Below are 21,228 nucleotides of genomic sequence, written 5' to 3' on the forward strand. Positions count from 1 at the left end.
TGTATGTATCAATATCATATTAAACAATGGATGGAGTTGTATCAAATTTATTGAAACAACATCGTGGAGGGTCCGGCAAAATGACAGACCGACTAATCCGATTAATGCGCATTATAACGCTGGTGCAGGCGAAGCCAGGCATACTGGCACGTGAGCTCGCCCAGCGATGCGAGACGACGGAAAGGACGATATACCGCGACATGGAGGCCCTCAGTGCAATGCATATCCCGATCGCCAATATGGGACACGGGCAAGGGTACATGTTTATCAGCCAATTTGCCATGTATCCGCTAAATTGGTCTGATGAAGAAGCCCAAGCCTTCATGCATCTTGCTGAAGTTATGGAGAATATTCGTCCTTTGCTGAAACCTGCTTTTGAGAGCGCTTATGAGAAAGTGGTTGCTGCGAGTCAGAAAAACAAAACAGAACGAGTGGAATGGTCGGAGCAAATTAGTGGATTGTTCAAAGCGGGATTGCCCGCATGGCAAAATGAAAACAACGATTCGCAGAATCAATCCATGATTACCCTGCTTCAGGCTGGCATTTCACAGAACACCATTGAAGGGGAGTATCTGTCTCAAGGTAAAAAAGGGATCGTACGTATAGATCCTTACTGTCTTATCCCTCGTGAATACAGATTTGAGCTGTTAGGGTATTGTCACCTGTCGGAGAAACTTCGAATATTTCAGGTGAGCCGACTGCAAAAGATACGAATATTGCCACGCACGTTTCGCAAAGAGGATTATCTGATGCAATCGCACTTCCGCATTCCTTGGGCATACGAGGGAAGTACGGAGTGGACTGCGTTCAAAATTCGATTTGCACCCCATGCTGTGGAGCGTGTGATGCAGGAGCAATTTTTTATGCGACCCATCCTAACCATTGAACCGGAAGGTAGCCTGTTATTTGAAGCCATATTAAGTGATGTTGACGAATTTCTTGTATGGATATCTAAATATGGACCTGATGCGGAAATTCTCGAACCGGAGATCTGCCGCATCAAGATGAAAGAACGTCTAAACTATTGGCAACAAATGTACAATAAAAGTTGAGATTAGAATGCCACCTATCCTAAGCCAAAACACGATTAAGTACTGTGCTGTGGACGGTTACTCTTTGGTTTTGAAAAGGCTTGCCAGATTGCCAAATGGAGATTCTTTTTCTTCATCTTCTGTGGAGCTGGAATAAACAACCTTGGATGTAATGCCCTCATCATCGGCTGCACAGTTGTTTTCCAGAGTGAAACGGTCAAATTGATGCATAAACACCTTGGCTGTATTGATGGCATCATCCAAGGCACGATGCTGGGTACCATCAAATTCAATTCCGCAGATTTCAAGAGCCTGAGCGAGTCCGAGTTGACGGAACTTGCCTTCTTTACGAACGGTGCGGGACCATTGTTGCTGGAGATCGTTATGATTGGTGATCCAGGCCACATCAAGTTGATGGGTGCGACAATGAGAGATCAGTTTGCTGCGGTCATCGGGTCCCCAGGAACACATGTAATAGGGGTCACTTCCCATCCAGGCGATGAATTGATCCAGTGCTGCCGGAAAAAGGGGGGCTGCATCAATATCTTTCTGGGTGATACCTGTAAACTGAATCGTGTCAGTGGACAGAACAGACTTATTGGAAGGACGAACATACGTATGGAACGTATCCGTTACGACTAATCCATCTGCACTTTCCGTAACTTTGACGGCACCGATATCAATAATTTCAGAAGAATAGCGAGTATTGCGGCTTACCGTGAATTCAAGATCATATATGATATATGGCATAGGACAAGCTCCTTTATCGATTAATACCTGTGATAGATTTCTATTTCTCTATATTACAGGGAACGTGCTGCCATGTCAGCCATCGCCAGAGAATTCATTGTAGTCAGGATGAACGGACAGTCTGAGTGTTTAATGATCTTTCTAATGCATTTCCGGTTTTGGTAAGTCTTTACTTCGCCAAAAGTGGTCGTTATAATGAGGAAAGTTAGGGACTTTCCTATGTTTTGTTTGTATTTATGGCAACATAAAAGTAGAATTTTCCGTCTTATTATCAAAACTTCCTAACACCGTTTGAAGTGTTGGGGAGTTTTTTATTATTTATAGCATACTCATGTAGGAAAGGAGAAAAAAGTTAGTCGGTTGTTGGTATAACATAGGAAAATTACTTCACGAGTTAGTATTATTGAATTTAAAGTACATATGGAGGTTTGTTTCTTTGATTAGTAGAAAATTGAAAATAACAGCAATTATAGCCAGTGTGTTTATTGTTTTAATGAGCGCTGCATATGGTGCATTCTATATTTGGAACAAGAATTATAAATTTAATAATAATTATGTATGGCAGCCTTTGGAGGACGTGCACTCTACACTAAACCTGAAAGATTCCTATAACGTTATTGTAGCTGGAACGGATCCGGAAGGTATTACTGCTGCCTTATCAGCTGCTCGTAATGGGATGCGTGTATTGCTGGTGGAAGCAAGAGATCGCAACATGTTGGGAGGATTGTTGACCGAGGGAGGTCTTAATACGCTGGATCTAAATTATTCCCCTGAACAACCGCAGTTATTGAGTAGTTTGCGGCAGCCTGACTTTTTGAACAAAGGCATTTTCCAGGAATGGTTTGACCAGATCGAGGGTAGTTCATTTGATACCAACACAGCGGCTAACATTTTCTATCGGATGGTTCGTTCTGAACCTAATATTGACCTGTTGATGAATGTTAAGGAATTAGTCCCTCTTACTGAACAATCTACGGGAGATCACACGACAATAACGGGTATGAGCATAACTAAAGAAGATGGAACAACTGTTCAGATTTCAACCCGCTCCATCATTGATGCAACGCAAGATGCGGATATTGCAGCCGCTGCAGGAGTTCCATACTCCATAGGTAGACAAGATATTGGAGATGGTAAATCCAAAATGGTCTCTACGCTTGTATTCAAGTTAAGCGGTGTTACTGATGAGGTATGGCAAAAGTTTAGGGAAAGAGAGGGAACCGGGGTTGATAAGATGAGTGCTTGGGGGTACGGTGATGCTAGAAAATATGAATCCTCCAATCCACAACATATTAAGATTCGAAGTCTGAATATCGGAAGACAAAATGATGATACAATCTTGATTAATACGATGCAAATCTTTGGGGTAGATCCGTTAGATCCGATATCTGTGAAAAAAGGTCTGGAAATCGGGCGTAAAGAAGCCCCACTAATTGTTGATTTTCTGAAGAAAAATTATGATGAATTTGCAGGGTTAAAATATGCTGGAACAGCAGACGAGCTTTACGTGAGAGAATCACGTCATATCTATGGCGAGTACCGATTAACATTAGCTGATGTCATGGAAAATCGTGATCATTGGGATGCCATTGGATACGGCTCATACGATATTGATATTCAGAGCACGAGTGTTGGAAATCCCGGCACGATTATGTTGAGTCCGATTCAATATGGTGTACCTTTTCGCTCGCTTGTACCGCTAAAGGTTGATGGTTTGCTCGTCGTTGGACGTGCAGCAAGTTTTGATACAATCCCACACGGTAGTGCAAGAGTTGTCCCACTGGGAATGGCAGAGGGAGAAGCAGCAGGAGCGGCGGTCAAGCTGGCATATATCCATAAGGAGTCCTTCCGCGAACTCTCAACTTCCGAAGAGCGAGCATCTGAACTACGTAAGATGCTGGAGAATCAGGGGATGGATCTGAAAGTACATCGTTTCGAACAGCCTGATTATATGGAGCATAAGGATTACAAGGGATTGCTGGCTGCAGCGAGTATGTATATGACTTCAGGCAATTATAATAACGATGGTTGGGAACTGGATAAAGGAATGAATCCAGAACGATTTTTAAGTAAATTGAAAAGAATGCAAGCGATGTTTCCAGAAGCCTACACAGGCAGTGCCGACCAAGCTCTAGCAAATATGGAGAATGCCGTAACCCTACCTTTAACGTTGGATCAGGCTGCGTATATGTTATGTCTGGCAATGGGATCTTCAGAAACGGAAACTTCACTTGAACAGGCACTCGCTCATTTGCAAACACAAAACTTTATAAGTGCCGACACGCTTGCTGGCATTGCTGACAAGAACAATCTTACAAATGGGGATGCGTTTATGCTCATTCGTGATGTAGTGGAGTATTATTCTGGAGTTGTATTCGACTAATTGGTTGACAATTACTTGTAAATGAACTAATGTGGTCAAAAATGATAACAGCGTTATAACGAGGACATGATTGTGCAAGCCAGCTTCAACAGAGAGGGAACAGTGTGGTGCAAGGTTCCTGTAGCTGTTTCATAAATTCCTACCTCGCGAGCTGCGGAAGAGAATGCCCATACAGGGTTGCAACCTCCGCCGGCAGGGCCCGTTATGCCCCGTAGGACTGCATGTTACAGATCGCATAGGTTGCGAACGAATTAATTTGCAGTTAAATAAGGGTGGTACCACGACACATTCGTCCCTTGACGGATGTGTCTTTTTGCTGTTTATGCGCCGTATTTGATAACAAAAAAGGAAGATTAGGAGTGTGTTATGATGCGTCAAAGTGAAATGCTTGTCCCAACATTACGTGAAGCGCCAGCGGAGGCAGATGCAGCGGGACATCGCTGGTTACTGCGTTCCGGCATGATTCGCCAACTGGCAGCAGGGATATACAGTTACCTGCCCCTTGGACGGCGTATATTGTTAAATGTTGAACGGATCGTTCGTGAAGAGATGGATCGTGCTGGATGTCAGGAAGTGTTACTGCCGATTATGCAGCCTGCGGAGTTGTGGGAAGAATCCGGAAGATACACACAGTATGGTCCCGAATTGATGCGTCTGAAGGATCGTCATGCACGGGAATTTGCTCTTGGACCAACACATGAGGAAGTCGTAACCGCTTTAGCGCGGGACGAGGTGAGCTCGTATCGTAAGCTGCCATTCACCCTGTACCAGATCGGAACCAAGTTCCGGGATGAGCGCCGTCCTCGATTTGGATTGCTGCGTGGACGTGAGTTCATCATGAAGGATGCGTACTCTTTTGCTTCGGACTGGGAAGAGCTTGATCGGACTTATCAGGCGATGAACACGGCGTATAGTCGCATTCTGGAGCGTTGTGGTCTGGACTATATCCGTGTTGAGGCGGACGCAGGAACCATTGGCGGTCAAGGAGAAACACATGAGTTCATGGCTCTTGCTGATGTGGGTGAGGACACAATTGTAACCTGCAAACATTGTGGATATGCTGCAAATCTGGAGAAAGCGGATTATCAGACTTCTGGAGATATGGAGAAAAAAGAAGGAAGCTTGGAAGTTCCAGCCGACTCTGCGAGTGCAGACTCCGCGCTTCAAACGGATCAACATTCAGGAGTGGAAAACGTAGTACGTATCTCGACACCTGGCGTTCGTACGATCGCAGAGTTAACCACTTTTGTGGGCAAAGGTGCTGAACATATGATCAAAACGCTGCTTTATGTGGCGGATGGTCAGCTCATCGCTGCGCTTGTGCGTGGAGATCATGAACTGAATGACATCGCATTGAAGCAGGTGTTGGGGGCAGAGGAACTGATCCTTGCAGACGATGCAGCCATTGCGGCTCATCCAAATCTGAAGGTAGGATTCCTGGGTCCGATTGGACTAAATCTGCCGATGGTGGTGGACGCTGACGTGGCAGTGATGAAGAGTGCAATTACAGGAGCCAATGAAGTGGATGTGCATGTTTCCGGTGTACGCCCAGGGGTTGATTTTGCATTGGAGCGAGTAGAACGAATCCGCTTTGCTGCGGAAGGGGATGCTTGTCCAACATGTGGATCACCACTTGTGTTTACCAAAGGTATTGAGGTTGGCCATATTTTCAAATTGGGGACGAAATATAGTGATGCCATGGGCGCTTCATTCCTGGATCGTAATGGTCGCCAGTGTGTGCCAGTCATGGGGTGTTACGGCATTGGCGTATCCCGCCTGATGGCCGCTATAGCTGAACAATATGCAGGAGATGACGGTATTCGTTGGCCGGCTGCTGTGGCGCCATATGATGTGCATCTGATTACAGTAAGTTGGAAGGATGAGCAGCAACGCCAGCTTACCCTTGAACTGGAACAACAATTGATCGATGGCGGATTCACTGTATTGGTTGATGACCGGGATGAACGTCCGGGTGTGAAATTCAAGGATGCGGAGCTGATCGGATTGCCTGTGCAGATCGTTATTGGCCGAGGAGCAGCCGAAGGACAGGTCGAACTGGGATCACACGCACTTGCAGCAACAGGTGAATCGAAACGAATCGGGTTGACTGCACAGGAAGCTGTGCTTTATGTGAAGGAACAGCTCACTTCCTAAATTCAGGGAAATCGCTAATTATATGAGTTCATATAATAGTACCGAATATGATGCGGTAGCTGATTTTGATTGCTTAAATTCCAATGAGAGCATAAAAAAGAGGGCTATAGGCATGCAATTTGGTAGGATTTTATGAATGATATCATACGAAATAACTATATTTGGATAGTTGTATTTAGTATACAAATGATTTTATGATTAAGGATTGAAGATGATCATACGCAGGCGGATTTATGTGCAAGTATGCAATGTTGAGAAGATAGAGATGTCGAAATAAAAGTACAATAACCGCATGAACACGGTCATTCCGGAGAGTTTTTATATAGTTCGGTGTGGAAGGCGCATGATGAAGTTGGTCCGTAAAGGCCAGGCTGGGATTTATTTTTGCCTCAGATGATTGTCAGGATCAGCAGGATATGTCCACAGGAAATGTTCAAGTATCTGATATGGATTGATGTTTAAGAACGGAGATACAAAAGGGTGTCCCCTTAACCAGTAATCTGGCTTTGGGGACACCCTTTTAGTTATGCCAAGATAGATCGGTATGCTGATGCACTATAAGCGGTCATGCCTATATGCACTTTGCTTTGCTGAGCTTAAGAAGCTGCGGGCAATTTCAATTGTTGACCTGGATAAATCCAGTGTGGATTTTTGATATTGTTCAGCTTTTGCAATGCCTGCCAAGTTGTGCCGTATTGTTTGGAGATAGAGTACAGGGAATCTCCGGATTTCACAACATGCAGTTTGGCTGGAGCAGGTTTACTTGGTGTTGGTTTAGACGGTTTTTCCGGTTTTGGTGTTTCTGGTTTTGGCTTGGTTGGAACTGGTGTTTCTGTTGCCGGAGTTTCCGGCTCTACTGCAGGTTTTACCGCTTCACTGATCCGACCATCTGTTTTGATGTCTACAGCGCCAAGCTTCTGCATGTAATTGATCAATGCCTCGTCCAGCGCGCCATACATACCCGTAGTTGGATATTTGGCAAACATGGTATATTCGTCACCACCAACAGCTGTGAAATCATTCGTTGCCAGTGTATACGTTGCTTCCGGATCAAGGGCTTTATCGCCCACGGTTACGGAATGTACACGGCTACCTTCTGCAGCGGAAGTATCGATTTTGAACTTGATACCAGATACTTGCGGGAATCCACCGCTTGGTTCAGGGTAGGAAGCTACACCGACTTCAAGGGCTGCCAGAATATCGGACCCTTTCACTTCAAGGGTTACCACTTGATTACCAAAAGGAAGCACTGTGATGATATCACCTTTGGTTACGATCCCTTTTTCGATGGAAGCACGGATACCACCACCGTTAGTCAGTGCAATATCGGCTTTGCTGACATCACGAATGGCATCTGCAAGCAGGTCACCCAGGTTAGTTTCACCTGCACGTACCTGTTCACGTTTACCATCCAGCAGAATAGCTGTATTGGCTACTTCTTCTTTCAAAATAGGTTCTTGTTCTTTTTGAATGGAGTTCACGAGAGTAGCGACTTTCTCATTTGGTTTGATGTCTTTTGCTTCCGTTTCATCAATCAATGTTGCTTGTTTCTTCGTTACTTTACCACCATCTACCCACAGATCGATGACACCTACGTAGTTAGTGTATTCTCCTGCACTTGCAATCAATGTTCCATTATCGGATACAAGGCCATCTTGCAGTACAGTGTGACTGTGACCATCGATGAATACGTCGATGCCAGGGACTTCTTTAACAACTTTAAAGCTAGTATCCGTGCTGGATGCATCTTGACCAAGGTGTCCCAATACAACAACAACATCTACTTTGCTGCGGATTTCGTTTACCAGAACTTTAGCTTCCGCAGTAGGGTCTGTAATATCAAGACCTTCTACATTTTTAGGATTTGTTTTGTACATCGTTTCTGGTGTAGTAAGAGCAATGATACCGATCTTCACGCCATCCACCTCTTTAATGAGGTAAGGATCGAAGAGACGTGTTCCGTCTTTTTTCTTCACATTGGCACTCAGCATGGGGAAGTTCATCATGTCTGCCAGTTCGATCAGGCGATCTGAACCATAGTTGAATTCGTGGTTACCCGGTACGATGGCTTGGTATCCCATTTCATTCATGACTTTCACGATGCTCTCACCATTCACGAGAGTGGCAAATGTTGTACCGTGCACAGCATCTCCAGCATCGAGCAAGAGTGTGTTCGGGTTTTCGCTACGATATTTGTCAGCGATTCCAGCTACTTTGGCAAAACCCATAGCAGGTGAAGATTCAACTGCACGGGCATGCGTATCATTCGTATGTAGAATGGTAATGTGTTTACCTGTGCCCGGAGTGGTATCCGTTGCAGCTGCGGCAATACCTACACTGCCAAACAGCAAACAGACCGTTAGCAGAAGTGAAACGTAATTCTTCCAGATTTTCATATGAATCCGAAACCTCCCATAATAATAATAATCTACTTGAGCGTTTACACAGCTCAAATAGTATTTTAACAGACTATTATTAGGAAATCTCGCGAATTACGTAAAAATAAGTAACCTGAAAGTGACATGTAAATCTGCTGTTGGAAAATATAATCTTTGAAAAGAACGTATGTTCTTAAAGTGTGTAAAAAAAATGCTGCGCTTCACGCGGCAGTCCGGTACGTAAACAAAATTTCTCCAAAGATTCTTCCGGTTCAGGCATCACTCCGGAGGTTAGCAATTGAATGGCAAAACGGTTAGCCTGTCTTTCCAGCTTGCCTGGAGCAAAATAGGAATGTTCCTCCAGAAAGAATCGATTAATCCCTTTATGAAGTCGGTCGTGTCCAAGCTCATGGGCGCACACGAACCGTTGCCATTCCGGCGGCAAATCATTGTGTATGACGATAAACCTGCGCCGGAGCTTGCGAAAGTACAGTCCCTTGGTGGACTTCCCCAAATTGGTGAAACGAATCTGTATTCCAACCGCGCGGGCAATGCTGAACGGGCAGTTGGTCCGGTGTTTTCGAATCAGCTTTGTTACGATGTCATCCATATGATCTCACCTGCTGCCTCATTAAATTCAGTGGGTCATGCCTCATGGGCGATTGTCCGATTCGTCTGTCTTTTTGCGTTTGTTCATCTGTTTGGCTTCCCAGAACAGACCTGTCAGCACATCCTTGATTCGTTTTTTGTCCTCTTCATCGAGTGGAATACCGTCAAACATCAGATCATCATCGTCCTCCAGCATCTTTTTGAAATCACGACGGTCTTTGTATGTAGCCCATTCCGGTACGTCCTGAAGTTCAGCAGCACTCCCAGGTTCAATATAACCAGCCTGCTTCATCATCTCTGTATAGGGCACCGAGAGTGCATCTGAAATCTTGCGGATGGTCGCTGGTTTCGGCACACCCCGGACCCCATTCTCAATACGTGAAATCTGTGAGTTGCTTATTCCGGCTGCTTCGGCGAGCTGATTGATGCTGTATCCTTGTTGCTCGCGCAGTTGTTTCATATAAGGACCAAAAGCGTGCTCCACAATTATGCCAACTCCTTCGATTCGTACAAGTGCTTGAATTAATATTAAGAAGAAAGATGAATGCGACAACTCCTAAACCTCTGCGGGTGCGCCGTTCCGGATTCGGATCGTTCTTTTGATCGCTGTTATCCCCGGATTTCCTGTTTCCCTTTCCTAAAGGGTGAAATCCGTTGATAAAGGCGAACGCTTTGCTTCTTCAGAATCGATTCCGTCTCCTTCACTACGTATGCGCTTGATATATACCTTAGCGGCATTAAGGAGAAGGGGAGCTTCTTAATATTAAAAATCAAATGACTTGTACGGAAGTTCATTAATTAAACAGTACTATAACGTATATATACCATTAGGTAAAGAGATATGAAACAATTATGCCAAAAGGCATAGGAAATGAGAGCGAAGGTTTTATTTTATCGTCAAAACGAACCAAAATGAAGGTTTACTCCGATCTCCAGAAAGTGGTATCCTCAAATAGAAATACGAACACTATACGAACAAAATGTAACAACGACACAGGTTGGATTTTAGAAATGACTCATTGAAGAAGGTAATTCCCCGGATTATACCGATTTGGAGTGATTCCAAAAGGCAACAGCGGGAAATTGAAGACATGTCGTTATTTATTTAGGAAACTGGACAACTCTATGAATAAGAGCGTTTTTCCATCGTGCAAAGAATGATGGCAAAACAACATGACGTGAACGATAGAGTGAGAGATATGAATGGAGTAAAAACATTAAAGGAGGAAGATAAATATGGAATTGATGCTGCCCGAATTGGACCGACGCAAAACGCAAACAGCTGTTGAAGCTGCGCTGGAAAAATACCGAATCTATAAAACCATTGCATTTGAAGAACGAGAGGTTATGGTGACGGCAAGTTACGCCGAGCGTTTCCACGGTGCAACCAATGTGACGGGGGATTCCACGGCGAGAACGGCAATCTACAATGTGGACTTGCAGCGCGCGCGTCAGGCATATTGCGATACGATTGATTTTGTTGTATCCCGGCTGAGTGAAAAGGAACGTGTACTCGTCTGTGAACGATATTTGAAAGACGATGATGTGTTTGACTATAAAGTGTATAACCATGTGTTTGATCCGCCTGTCAGCAAGGATACGTATACGAAGATTCGTACACGTGCTTTCTATAAAATGGCACTGGCTCTGTCAGATCGAGGTCTGATTAATATGGAGCCTTTGTCTGTGTCCCGCAAAGAGCGACAGAAGCTGGGCTGAGTGAGCGATTGAAGAAGTTGATCCTTTAATATCCAAGGTGGATTGGTTACAATAGTTGAACAAACCACAGTTGGTACAGCCAAAGGAGAGAAGTCTGCCATGTCGGAAGAAGTCGGAATGCAGGAAATGATCACGTTGAAGACAATCGCGGAAACGCTCAATACGTCCAATGATCTGAACTTAATGCTGGATACCGTGGTCGGCAAATTACTGGAGTTGACCGGATTAACGGCAGGCTGGATGTTTCTGATTAATGAACGTGGAGACTATACCTGTGTTTCGGATTACAATCTGCCCCCGGCATTACTGCGTGAAGATAAAGAGCCCATGCGAACAGGTACCTGCTGGTGTGTGAACCGCTTTAAGGACGGTCAACTCAATCATGCGGTCAACATCATTAACTGTAAACGGCTGGAGGATGCGGTGGAATTCCAATGGGGAGATACCCATGATATTACCCACCATGCAACCGTCCCGTTAAGGTCAGGTGAGAAGATGCTCGGCCTGCTCAACGTGGCTGCGCCAGCCAAGGAACATTTCAGCGACAGTGAACTGGCGCTGTTACAGGGCGTGGCGTACCAGATTGGTAGTGCGGTAGAGCGGATGAGATTGTATCGCACGGAGCAGCGACGAGCTGATCTGTATGCCAAGCTGGGGGAGTTCAGCACGGCCTTGGGTCTTGCAGTGAACGAATGCACCAATTCTGAGGCTTTTTGTTTAAAAGTTGTACAGCTGCTTGGGCAGCATTATGATTGGCCTTTTGCTACAATCATTCAGCAGAAAAGCGGAATGTTCGTTTTGCAGGCAGCCTATGCAAATGATACGGTTCGAACGTTATCAGGTACTCCGTTATCTTCCGAAGTGACGAGCCACATTAACCATGTAATCAATAGTCATCGTGTAACATCTCTGTCTGGGACAGAGATCGCTGAGATATTTACCCTGTGCAAGCCTGACCAGACTACGAATTCCATTGCCTCGGGAATTGCTGCTCCACTTCCGTACCATACGCCGGGAGAAACGGGAATTCTGGTGATCGGAATAGGAACATCAGGTCCTGCACAGGCGGACCGTGAAGTGCTGGAGGCATTGGCCGAACATATTGCGGCCTCATGGGAGAGTCTGAAGCTGACGGAGAATCGCCGCGAACTTGCACGAATGGAAGAGAGAAACCGGTTGGCTCGCGATCTGCATGATTCGGTTAATCAGATTTTATTTTCACTATCGTTAACGGCTAAAGGCGCGGAAAGTATGTTATCCGGCGCCGAGCAGTTGCTCCCGGCAACGGAAGCGTTGAAGGATATTCGGGCTTTGTCTCAGGAGGCTCTCAAGGAAATGCGCGCATTGATTATGCAACTCCGTCCCGCGGGACTGGAAGCAGGGCTGCTCCATGCACTACAGGAATACGGCACAAGCCAGGGGCTTCAAGTGGTGACGAATCGGACGGGAATGCGGTCTTTACCACGTAATATAGAAGAAGCATTGTGGCGAATCGGACAGGAAGCGCTGAATAATGTACGGAAACACGCGGATGTTCCTTCTGCTGAGGTCACCCTCAAGTTAAGTAATCATGAAGTGGTGCTCACTGTCACAGATCAGGGAAAAGGTGGTGCGAACAGGCCAAAAGCGTCGTCTGGAAGCTCCCTTGGCCTGTCCATTATGAAGGAACGGGCTCAATCGCTCGGAGGCAACTTAGAAATAGTGAGTTCTTCCCGCAAGGGAACGACAGTAACGGCAGTCATTCCACTTCCGTTCGAATCTGTATAAAGTCAGGGGGAAGAAGAGATGCCGATTACGATTTTGCTCGCAGATGATCATGCGATGGTGAGACGGGGGCTGCACGTTTTTTTGACGACACAGCAAGACATGAAGGTTGTGGGCGAAGCATCGAACGGACAGGAAGCACTGGCTCAGGCGGAAGCGTTAAAACCTGACGTGGTATTAATGGATCTGCATATGCCGGTCATGGACGGAATCGAAACAGCCAGAAGGCTGCGCACGTTATTGCCAGCAACGCGAATCATTGTGCTCACCTCGTTTTCGGATCAGGATCATGTCGTTCCTGCTGTTCGCGCAGGAGTTAAAGGATATCTACTCAAGGATATTGAACCGGAGGATCTGGCTGTAGCCATTCGCAATGTGCATACAGGTCAGGTGGAATTGCATCCTGCCGCAGCAGGTCAATTGATGCATGTGATGGCTTCATCCGATTGGTCTATAAATGAACAGCAACCACAGCATATACCGACAGATCAGTCAGCAGACAGTCAACATCAGGAGCCAAAGCAGAAGGGGAAATCAACTGAAGCGTCTCTTGGCGGACTGGATATGCTCACTCGCCGTGAACAAGAAGTCTTGGGGCTGATTGCTCAAGGATTGAGCAACAAGGAAATTGCAGTTCAATTGGTCATCACCGAAAAAACGGTCAAAACCCATGTCAGTCATCTGCTCGACAAACTGGGACTAGCAGATCGGACGCAAGCGGCTCTTCATGCCGTAAGAAATGGCTGGGTCGTGTGACCAATTCCGACATATGTTCATACTTAAGTCGTATAAACTCAACCTAAAGGTTGAGTTTTTTGGTATTTCAAGTTAAGTCTATCTGCTGACGATTTGGATGCAAAAGAAAGGTAAGATAAGAGTAGAAATAACAGATCGGTTGAAACATGAGAGTTTGAATTATTAAAAAACCAAGGAGAGTGACATGAATGAATATTGTTATTTTGGCAGGAAGCAATCGGAACAATGCAACCAGTACACGTCTGGGAGAGTATGCTGTGGAGATTATTCGCGGTCAGGGACATCAGGCCAGCCTGTTTGATCTGTATCAGACACCACTCCCATTCTACGCACCAGATGAAAAACAAGCGGATCATGAACATCTGGCAGACCTGAATACACGTATGCTCGCGGCTGATGCGATCATCCTGTCTACACCAGAGTATCACGGCAGTATTAGCGGTGTGCTCAAAAATGCACTGGATCACCTGAGTCAGGCTCATTTCAGCGGCAAGACCGTCCTGTCCATCAGCTCCTCTGGCGGAGCGGTGGGGGTAAGTTCGCTTTTACAACTGCAAGCGATTGTTCGCAATCTGCATGGCATCAATGCCCAGGAGTGGATATCCATTGGTGGTGCGCAGCGCAGACGATTCGAAGCGACATTTGACGGATATGAAGAGTACGAAGGCAGTCAGGATATAGAGGACCGGGTGCAGCGGGTTATTGGATCGTTTTTAAATCTGGCACAGACGTTAACGAATGCGCGGAATTCAACCATGAGTTGAGAACCAAGGAAGATGAAAAATCGGAAAAGGAAAAGAGGTTGAGCATTATGATTACAGGCATATTTGAAACACATCTAAACGTGACGGATCTGGAGAGATCCCATCATTTCTATGAAATGGTCCTTGGTTTACCTCATGCCTACGGGCAGAAAGAACGTGGGAACTCCTTCTACTGGATTGGTGGAAAAGGCAATGCCATGCTGGGATTGTGGCAAAAGGAATCTTCCGAGGTGAAACGTCAGCACTTTGCTTTTCATGTATCTCTGGAGGATATGAAACACGCGGTGGCTCACTTGGAGAACAAAGGGATCAAGACACAGAACTTCCTGAATGATGATATCGGTGAACTGTACGTCTTCGGCTGGATGCCTGCGGTATCTGTATATTTTAAGGATCCAGATGGTCATTTGCTTGAATTCATCGCCATGCTCCCGGATGAAGCGAAGCCTGAACTCGGCATGGTGCCGTGGAGTCAGTGGGAGGAGATGCAGGAGAAGACCGTATGATGATTGAAGAATTACAGTTATATACAACACGGATGGAGGACCTCAAGCATTTTTATCGTGATACGTTGGGAATGGAGGTGTCCAATGCGACGGATCAGGCCTTCAACCTGCAGGTTGGAAGGACAAAGATGATTTTCAAACCGTGTGAAACAGATCGTGAGCCCTTTTATCATGTGGCCTGGTCGATTCCGACGAATCGGTTCAAGGAAGCGAAGCAGTGGGCTGCATCACGTGTTGTTTTAAGCAGGGAGGAAAATCAGGATGAGACATACTCTGCTAATTGGGACTCTCATTCTCTCTATTTCGAAGATCCAGCAGGCAATATTATCGAGCTGATTGCTCATCATCGTATTCAGAACGAGAGTGACCATGACTTCTCGACTCAAGATATATTACAGGTGTGTGAAGTTGGACTGGTGACGGAGGATGTTCTGTCTACGGTGAATGAGCTTCAGCAGATTGGACTCACGCGATGGGGTGAGGTTAGTGATACCTTTGCTCCTGTAGGAGATGTACATGGTTTATTTATTGTGGTGAAGAAGGATCGAACATGGTTTTTCTCCAAGCAAAAAGCAAAGATCTATCCCCTGGAAGTATCCATCCGTGGCGTGGGCAAGCTTCGAATTGGCTAAACTTTGTATTCCGGGGCAAAACGGGCATATGTGGAGCATTTCCATCATGTTATAGAAGTAAACGCTTTATTTATTAATTAGGATATATAAGTTGAACTAAATTTACAAGATAACGGAGAGGACAGAAAAAACCTGAAAAAACGAAGCTGAAAGCTTTCTGAAAGAAAGCTACTTCGTAAGCATAATCTCACATTTATCACCGGATTTTCCCTTAGGAAAGGGGATCGAAAAAAAATCTGGGGATAACAGTGATTGGAAGGTTGTTCTGTCAGGCTTACAGATGATGAAGGGTGGTGGCAAGCTTGGATCGACGTTTGTTGGAAGATGGACTAGCGATTATCGTTTCCAGTCGGGAACGTACAGGAGATCTGTGGCACGCCCATTATGGGGCGGGTGCGATTGCGGCATATTTTTGGTTGCGGGAAAATCGTCTCACTGCCCTTGCCGCCGGCAGTGTTACCGCCGAAGCAAAAGCCATGCTTCGCCAGCATGGAATCAGCCCTGGTCAGACCTCTCCGATTGGTGAGATGATGCCCAGGGAAGATGCTGAAGCGCGTATTACGGACGCATTGGATCGAACGATTGGAGAGTTGCACTGGGTTGGACACCAGGCCATCTACGGGGCAATCAGTCTGAAAGCTATTCGCGAACTGGATGGATGGGGCACTGCAGAGGATATTGGTCGGCTGGTTGAACTGATCGATTCATTCGATCGAACCATCCCGGGAAGATCTTGGATGAACACAACGATGAAAGAAATTCGCAGTCTGAAGCTGGAAAACAGCGATGGTTTCCCCGAGATCGAAGATCCAACGCAGTTGTCACGCCTGATTCTGGATGAGCTTGGTGCGTTCCAGACCATATATCACGCGGAAGCGCATCATGATCTGATCGGTCATATGCTGACCTATGGACATGCGCTTAACATATTATATGAATTGGGTTATCCGGCATTATTCCACAAAGGCATTCCGCCTTTCCTTACCATGGTGAAGGCACTACGCTTAAGCCGAGATGTGGATATTGAACAGGAGATGCCGACATTGCAATCACCCGTAGACCTGCTGCCACTGGAACGAGCGGAACGATCAGTGGCGCTCCCTCATGAACTGGAATATTGGCTCACCGACAGACGTTCCCGTGACTGGAACGGAGGTCATGTATTCAAATTCCCGTTCAGCTTCTATCACCACGCCAAGAACGGGGAGCCCGTACCGGAAACATGGGAGAACTTTCGTTATATCATCGCGTGAGATAAACATTCATTTCAGAAGGGGTGTCCGTCATGACGGACACCCTTCTAGGCATTATTCTAGTTTACCGAATCGTGGGCAGCCTGCACCTTTTTAACGGGGCCAAATTTCAAGGATAAAAAGGATCAGCATGACTCTGGACACCAGCATGTATGGTGATTTTTGTACGGGCTGACGCGCTGCCCATATTCCCCAGGAACTCATAAGTGCAATACTCCCCCAGAACATCCATAAGGAGATGCCTTCGGGTGTAAATAGAAAGGACAGCTTGGGCAGTCCCCTGTTGCCAGCCCCAAGAAGAACAGTGGTCATATAGACGAGGACAAGGAAAAACAACTCGAAGAGCAGGGTTTGCAGCCAGAAATAATAGATGTTGAACACTCGTAGCATGATGACTGTGATCAGGATAAACAGGATACCAACGGATAAGAATGTTGCCGCGGTCCATCCAATGAGAGATGTTGTTATAACATCTGTTTCTTGATATAAGATGTACATTCCCAACGCATACATAGCAGGGCCCGCCATATAACTGGTGACAGCAATCCAAAGATAGAAGAAATACCTTTTCTTCATGGTCATATCCATCCTTTATTGTTCGTAGGATTTGAAAGCTACTTATGTCATATAAACATCATCAGGATAGGTTTGGTTGGATTGTCGATAGGATTTTCTCGCGAGAAACCGCCAATTAACCACCCCGGACACGACTACATTCATGCGTAATTCATCCCAATTACCATCAGCACGAGTGGGGAAAGGCGGTAAAATGGTATTATCGGATCAGCAGCAAGGAAGACACACCGACAGCTCATACGCTAACGTACAGCCGGCTAGGGGGCCGGTTTTTTAATTCGGTGATTGCATCCTTGCCCTGATCGGGTATTAAAGACTAAACAGATAACAGGAGGCTACGTGATATGAAAACAGTATTGTATGTTCCACTCGATGATCGTCCAGCGAATCTGGATGATGTGATTGTGCAAGGGAAAGCAGCCGGTATCCATATCGTTACACCGAACCTGAGTGATATTAAGAATCGTCTGGACTCGGAGAAAACCGTAGATGGCACAACGCTGCTCGGCACCTCCACGCCGGTTTATGGCAAACCGTCCAAGATTCACGACTTTATTCTGAAACATGCTGCTAAGGTCGACGGATTCATAATCTCATCCGATATGCTCGCTTATGGCGGTCTGATTGGCAGTCGTCAGCTCCGCGAAGATGGAGGAGGCGCCTATCCAGAATACGATGATGAAACCACTCGTTTGCTGGATGTGATCCGCGTGATCAAGCAGAAATACCCACGCAAACCCGTATTTGTAATGGACACCATCATGCGTTTGGCTACGACCTCGTTTGCAGATGGCTTGGCGCTCGATGCATATAATGAGTCCCGTGCGTTGATGCAGCAGCCACGTCAGACATACACCGAGTTTGAGGATATTATCGAGGGTTATAACCTGTCCCCGGATGGAGTGGAATATGGGACAACGACCTATTTTGATAAAGAACAGTATTACAATACAAGACAGCATAAATTCAAAACAAATCTGTACATTTTAGATCAGCTGGCTCGCACAGGTTATATCGATTTCCTTGCAGTTGGAGTCGACGATGCTAACACGCAGGGTGTTCAGATCAATGAAATCAAATATGTAGAAGCGCGGATCAATGAATGGCTGGTTGGAACCAATGGGCAAAATCCGGATCGTGCTATCATCTTGCCGGATGCAGATGGTTTGGGGCACGCTTTGGTCGCTCGCATGGCTAACCAGTTGTTCCGAGGCGGGGCGAGGACACGTTACGCAGTGAAATATTTTGGTCCTCACGGCAATACCATCATTAACACGTATGAATACATGGATGTACACGAGAATGTGGTTCGTCATGTGGATATTGTAGGTGGTGTGCTTGTAGCGGATTCGGCATATCCTGAACCGGAAGTGGTGACGGATGTGGGTGCTGGCTTGGAAAATGAACAGCTAGTGGCTGTAGCAGCCGATCAAGTTGTCCCGTTTGACATGACCTCCGAACTGGATCGTATGACGAAGGGGCATCCGGGAAATTCCGGGGAGAACACGGGCATCGACATTGAGATTATCGCCATTACGGCTCTGGATCAGGTGCAGGTTGCGTTGGAGCAATTGACGCTGAATAGTGAGCAAGGTCTGCCTTCGGTGTTGATTGATTTTGTGGGTAAAGGACCAGCCAATGTTGATGTTGCCGAAGCATTGCTGAGCAGTCCATATACCGGACGGGTTCTGGGTTATAGTGCATGGAATACACCAGGTAACAAGATCGGTATTGCTGTAGGTATGGGGCAGTCGAGGTACGCATTGATCACAACAGAGAAGCATGAGCATAAGTTGCGAGATGCTATGAATGCGCATGGCTCGCTGTTGTTTAAGCGTTTTCTGAAGGATTATTACTACAAAGCGGTAGCGATTGCGGACATCCGCACATATTCCCGAGCCCATGCGCTGTATACCAACGTGGCTACCCTTTCGGATCAAAATATGTTGCTGTTCAACTCGGAGGAAGACTATGCCCATTTGCAAACATTGCTCCGTGACTTGATGCAAACTTACACAACGGCACTTGCGAATAAAACAGCCTTCCAGACAGGCAATGTGGCGATTAAGCAGATCTGTAATGACGAATTGTCCTATGCGACGTATAGCAGTGCGCTGCTGGAATATGGGAATCCTGATTTCATCTGGGGCCGTGCATTTGAGATTACGTTGAACCCGCAAGTTACGTTGAACTAAACTGTTATTTTACCATGGGCTCCTCATGTTTGGGATCATCACTGGTATGACTGTACTGCTTAATCTCGCTGTTGTTAAAAATGATATATTGGTACTTCGCTTCGAGTTCATCCGCGAATGTTACTGAGGCACCGTAAGGTGCTTCAGAACTTTTTGAGGAGTAAGTACCTTGTACTTCGATAAGCTGTTCCGGTGAGTAACCTTTCTGTTCAATCAGGTAAGTGGTTACCTGTTGTTCAGCATCATTTTTCTTGAGCGGATTACCAAGCAGTCCGAAGTAAGCCCAGCAGGATATCCCGAGTATAAATGCTAAGATGACAAGTGAAGTGATCTTGAATGTTTTACTCATAGGTATTTCTCCTTCTTTTACGTAAGAGACAATGAATTTGATAATAAAATATTAATATATTTGGATAAATTTATCAATTATTTAATCTTAAAGCTTACTTAGGTATTCTTTAAAATGATGATTCCAGAAATCGTCTTTTTTCCACCCGAACGACTCCCTTAATCGCACCGAAGTCGTACGGAACACCATCCGCGCTAGGAATGAAAGGGTGTAAGATTGTATTATCGGATCAATAACAAGGGACGCACCGAAAGCACATACGCTAATGTACAGACCGGCCAGGTGGCCGGTCTTTTTGATGCGGTGAATGTAGTCCCGGTATTGGTTCGGTCGGAATACAGACTCTGAGTTAAAAGGGGGAGTCTACTGCTGCTGCATTGTCGCTGCACGGTGTGGGCAGATCTCAAACTTGCAGCTAAAGGGGGCGAAATGAATGTGTCTATGAGAAATGAAATTAGCACTGCCGTGAGCAACAGTAAAATGAGTACGCTCATTAAAAAAACGCTGAAACAGAAGCTCGCGGTACTTGTTCCAGATTGGGACGGTCGTGTGCTGGATGTACCTGCGTCAGGCGAAGTATTGGCTTGGCCTTGTGCCGTGGTTGCGTTTGCCGAAGAAGTGCCGAAGTCTGCCTGGGCGGGATACCGACGGATCATCAAAATCTCCCCATACGCTCGTCCAGAAGATGGTGGCGCTGAACAGGTGGAAGCTTGGTCAGCCCATCTAATCGAAGGGTTGCACCAGGTAAGGCTGGTGGATGAAGCAGGTGGGGCATTCACCTGTATCTATCTGGGTTCTTCAGATAGTGACCGGGTGGATGCAGGGTCTGGCATGCTTACGCGCAGTCTGCGGTTCGGAGTGTATGTTCCCGAAGACTCGGGAGCTGTCCTCGCTGAAACAGGGGACGCGTGGTTAGCTGCGCTTCAAGGCTGGACACATCAGGAACTTGGCTCTAACTGGTCGGTATATGGGGATATCTGGCCTGGTGGGTACGAGAAGCCGTCTGTTTTGTGGAGATTGGCTGGATGCAGCACGTCTGTGGCGGGCACTTCGGCATTGGAGGTTCGACAACAGTGGATTGGGCATGTTCTCACCGATCATCCGGTGCTAACACGGCAGACCGTTACTCGGTTGGTAGAGCAACTTGCAGTGCAATCTCGTCTTGCCGTCACTGAAACGGGTGGCGAAGAGCACGAAGGTAACACGCGATATATCACAGTGGATGAAGTCACGGCAGATTTACAGGCAGATGCCTATCTGAATGGTCAGATTCGGCTGACGTTGCAACAGCGGATTCGTCGTCCGGGTACGAATGTACCTTTGATCCGTGAGATTCACCATAGCAAAGGGATGGAGTAAATGTTAGTCGAGAGGAACCTTCTATTAGAGGTTGTTCAAAAAGCCCGCTT

General features: G+C 46.2%; 18 protein-coding genes. 12 read left to right on the forward strand and 6 right to left on the reverse strand.

Annotated features, from left to right (window positions below; genetic code table 11):
• Nucleotides 1-80 precede the first annotated feature (80 nt).
• On the forward strand, nucleotides 81-1,052 hold the full coding sequence (locus MHI48_RS06310) for a WYL domain-containing protein (protein ID WP_340019498.1): 972 nt from the start codon (nucleotides 81-83) through the stop codon (nucleotides 1,050-1,052).
• 57 nt (nucleotides 1,053-1,109) lie between these two features.
• Here MHI48_RS06310 and MHI48_RS06315 read toward each other — a convergent pair whose 3' ends face one another.
• A complete protein-coding gene (locus MHI48_RS06315) occupies nucleotides 1,110-1,781 on the reverse strand; it encodes an exonuclease domain-containing protein (protein ID WP_405143442.1) in 672 nt (223 codons plus the stop codon).
• A 436-nt stretch (nucleotides 1,782-2,217) separates the two neighbouring features.
• Between MHI48_RS06315 and MHI48_RS06320 the strand changes: the two genes are divergently transcribed.
• Both MHI48_RS06320 and MHI48_RS06325 read left to right on the forward strand, forming a co-directional pair.
• Nucleotides 2,218-4,164 (forward strand): FAD-dependent oxidoreductase, encoded by a 1,947-nt coding sequence (locus MHI48_RS06320; RefSeq protein ID WP_405143444.1) that lies wholly within the window; start codon nucleotides 2,218-2,220, stop codon nucleotides 4,162-4,164.
• 369 nt (nucleotides 4,165-4,533) lie between these two features.
• Nucleotides 4,534-6,318, forward strand: a complete 1,785-nt coding sequence (locus tag MHI48_RS06325; RefSeq protein ID WP_405144603.1) for a proline--tRNA ligase — start codon at nucleotides 4,534-4,536, stop codon at nucleotides 6,316-6,318.
• Nucleotides 6,319-6,914: 596 nt separating this feature from the next.
• Here MHI48_RS06325 and MHI48_RS06330 read toward each other — a convergent pair.
• The 3 genes from MHI48_RS06330 to MHI48_RS06340 form a co-directional block, all read right to left on the reverse strand.
• Nucleotides 6,915-8,714, reverse strand: coding sequence for a 5'-nucleotidase C-terminal domain-containing protein (locus tag MHI48_RS06330; RefSeq protein WP_405143446.1), 1,800 nt, complete (start codon nucleotides 8,712-8,714; stop codon nucleotides 6,915-6,917).
• Between the two features lie 175 nt (nucleotides 8,715-8,889).
• The gene (locus MHI48_RS06335; protein WP_133386683.1) at nucleotides 8,890-9,306 is read right to left on the reverse strand and encodes an ImmA/IrrE family metallo-endopeptidase; all 417 of its coding nucleotides are present in this window, start codon (nucleotides 9,304-9,306) and stop codon (nucleotides 8,890-8,892) included.
• A gap of 42 nt (nucleotides 9,307-9,348) precedes the next feature.
• On the reverse strand, nucleotides 9,349-9,792 hold the full coding sequence (locus MHI48_RS06340) for a helix-turn-helix domain-containing protein (RefSeq protein WP_082219000.1): 444 nt from the start codon (nucleotides 9,790-9,792) through the stop codon (nucleotides 9,349-9,351).
• 749 nt (nucleotides 9,793-10,541) lie between these two features.
• On the opposite strand from MHI48_RS06340, the gene MHI48_RS06345 reads away from it, so the two are divergent.
• The 7 genes from MHI48_RS06345 to MHI48_RS06375 all read left to right on the forward strand — a co-directional run bounded on the left by MHI48_RS06345 (nucleotide 10,542) and on the right by MHI48_RS06375 (nucleotide 16,699).
• On the forward strand, nucleotides 10,542-11,024 hold the full coding sequence (locus MHI48_RS06345; protein ID WP_253506193.1) for an ArpU family phage packaging/lysis transcriptional regulator: 483 nt from the start codon (nucleotides 10,542-10,544) through the stop codon (nucleotides 11,022-11,024).
• Nucleotides 11,025-11,066: 42 nt separating this feature from the next.
• The gene (locus tag MHI48_RS06350) at nucleotides 11,067-12,791 is read left to right on the forward strand and encodes a GAF domain-containing sensor histidine kinase (RefSeq protein ID WP_405143449.1); all 1,725 of its coding nucleotides are present in this window, start codon (nucleotides 11,067-11,069) and stop codon (nucleotides 12,789-12,791) included.
• 18 nt (nucleotides 12,792-12,809) lie between these two features.
• Nucleotides 12,810-13,544 carry a response regulator gene (locus tag MHI48_RS06355; RefSeq protein ID WP_405143451.1) on the forward strand — a complete coding sequence of 245 codons (735 nt, stop codon included), beginning with the start codon at nucleotides 12,810-12,812 and terminating at the stop codon, nucleotides 13,542-13,544.
• 188 nt (nucleotides 13,545-13,732) lie between these two features.
• Entirely contained in the window at nucleotides 13,733-14,308 is a 576-nt protein-coding gene (locus MHI48_RS06360; RefSeq protein WP_076319051.1) for an NADPH-dependent FMN reductase, read from the forward strand.
• 47 nt (nucleotides 14,309-14,355) lie between these two features.
• The gene (locus MHI48_RS06365) at nucleotides 14,356-14,814 is read left to right on the forward strand and encodes a VOC family protein (RefSeq protein ID WP_405143453.1); all 459 of its coding nucleotides are present in this window, start codon (nucleotides 14,356-14,358) and stop codon (nucleotides 14,812-14,814) included.
• Nucleotides 14,811-15,446, forward strand: a complete 636-nt coding sequence (locus tag MHI48_RS06370; RefSeq protein WP_405143455.1) for a VOC family protein — start codon at nucleotides 14,811-14,813, stop codon at nucleotides 15,444-15,446. Before MHI48_RS06365 ends, MHI48_RS06370 begins: the two co-directional genes overlap by 4 nt.
• A 293-nt stretch (nucleotides 15,447-15,739) precedes the next feature.
• A complete protein-coding gene (locus MHI48_RS06375) occupies nucleotides 15,740-16,699 on the forward strand; it encodes a hypothetical protein (protein ID WP_405143457.1) in 960 nt (319 codons plus the stop codon).
• Between the two features lie 93 nt (nucleotides 16,700-16,792).
• Here the strand turns inward: MHI48_RS06375 and MHI48_RS06380 are convergent, their stop codons facing one another.
• Complete coding sequence (locus MHI48_RS06380; RefSeq protein ID WP_405143459.1) at nucleotides 16,793-17,275, reverse strand: hypothetical protein; 483 nt, start codon at nucleotides 17,273-17,275, stop codon at nucleotides 16,793-16,795.
• A gap of 344 nt (nucleotides 17,276-17,619) precedes the next feature.
• On the opposite strand from MHI48_RS06380, the gene MHI48_RS06385 reads away from it, so the two are divergent.
• Nucleotides 17,620-19,470 (forward strand): DUF4127 family protein, encoded by a 1,851-nt coding sequence (locus MHI48_RS06385; RefSeq protein ID WP_405143461.1) that lies wholly within the window; start codon nucleotides 17,620-17,622, stop codon nucleotides 19,468-19,470.
• A gap of 4 nt (nucleotides 19,471-19,474) precedes the next feature.
• Here the strand turns inward: MHI48_RS06385 and MHI48_RS06390 are convergent, their stop codons facing one another.
• Nucleotides 19,475-19,819 (reverse strand): DUF3139 domain-containing protein, encoded by a 345-nt coding sequence (locus MHI48_RS06390; protein WP_036668830.1) that lies wholly within the window; start codon nucleotides 19,817-19,819, stop codon nucleotides 19,475-19,477.
• Nucleotides 19,820-20,254: 435 nt separating this feature from the next.
• Between MHI48_RS06390 and MHI48_RS06395 the strand changes: the two genes are divergently transcribed.
• Nucleotides 20,255-21,178: a hypothetical protein gene (locus MHI48_RS06395; protein WP_405143463.1), complete on the forward strand. Its 924-nt coding sequence runs from the start codon at nucleotides 20,255-20,257 to the stop codon at nucleotides 21,176-21,178.
• Nucleotides 21,179-21,228: the final 50 nt, after the last annotated feature.

The sequence above is a fragment of the Paenibacillus sp. FSL H7-0942 genome (assembly GCF_045040715.1).
In the GTDB taxonomy this organism is placed as follows: Bacteria; Bacillota; Bacilli; order Paenibacillales; family Paenibacillaceae; genus Paenibacillus; species Paenibacillus amylolyticus.

Coding starts and splice junctions, on each gene's coding strand:
- MHI48_RS06360 (WP_076319051.1), top strand. CDS start 13,733: ATGAATATTGTTATTTTGGCAGGAAGCAATCGGAACAATGCAACCAGT.
- MHI48_RS06310 (WP_340019498.1), top strand. CDS start 81: ATGACAGACCGACTAATCCGATTAATGCGCATTATAACGCTGGTGCAG.
- MHI48_RS06390 (WP_036668830.1), bottom strand. CDS start 19,819: ATGAGTAAAACATTCAAGATCACTTCACTTGTCATCTTAGCATTTATA.
- MHI48_RS06355 (WP_405143451.1), top strand. CDS start 12,810: ATGCCGATTACGATTTTGCTCGCAGATGATCATGCGATGGTGAGACGG.
- MHI48_RS06380 (WP_405143459.1), bottom strand. CDS start 17,275: ATGAAGAAAAGGTATTTCTTCTATCTTTGGATTGCTGTCACCAGTTAT.
- MHI48_RS06345 (WP_253506193.1), top strand. CDS start 10,542: ATGGAATTGATGCTGCCCGAATTGGACCGACGCAAAACGCAAACAGCT.
- MHI48_RS06330 (WP_405143446.1), bottom strand. CDS start 8,714: ATGAAAATCTGGAAGAATTACGTTTCACTTCTGCTAACGGTCTGTTTG.
- MHI48_RS06370 (WP_405143455.1), top strand. CDS start 14,811: ATGATGATTGAAGAATTACAGTTATATACAACACGGATGGAGGACCTC.
- MHI48_RS06365 (WP_405143453.1), top strand. CDS start 14,356: ATGATTACAGGCATATTTGAAACACATCTAAACGTGACGGATCTGGAG.
- MHI48_RS06325 (WP_405144603.1), top strand. CDS start 4,534: ATGCGTCAAAGTGAAATGCTTGTCCCAACATTACGTGAAGCGCCAGCG.
- MHI48_RS06385 (WP_405143461.1), top strand. CDS start 17,620: ATGAAAACAGTATTGTATGTTCCACTCGATGATCGTCCAGCGAATCTG.
- MHI48_RS06315 (WP_405143442.1), bottom strand. CDS start 1,781: ATGCCATATATCATATATGATCTTGAATTCACGGTAAGCCGCAATACT.
- MHI48_RS06335 (WP_133386683.1), bottom strand. CDS start 9,306: ATGGATGACATCGTAACAAAGCTGATTCGAAAACACCGGACCAACTGC.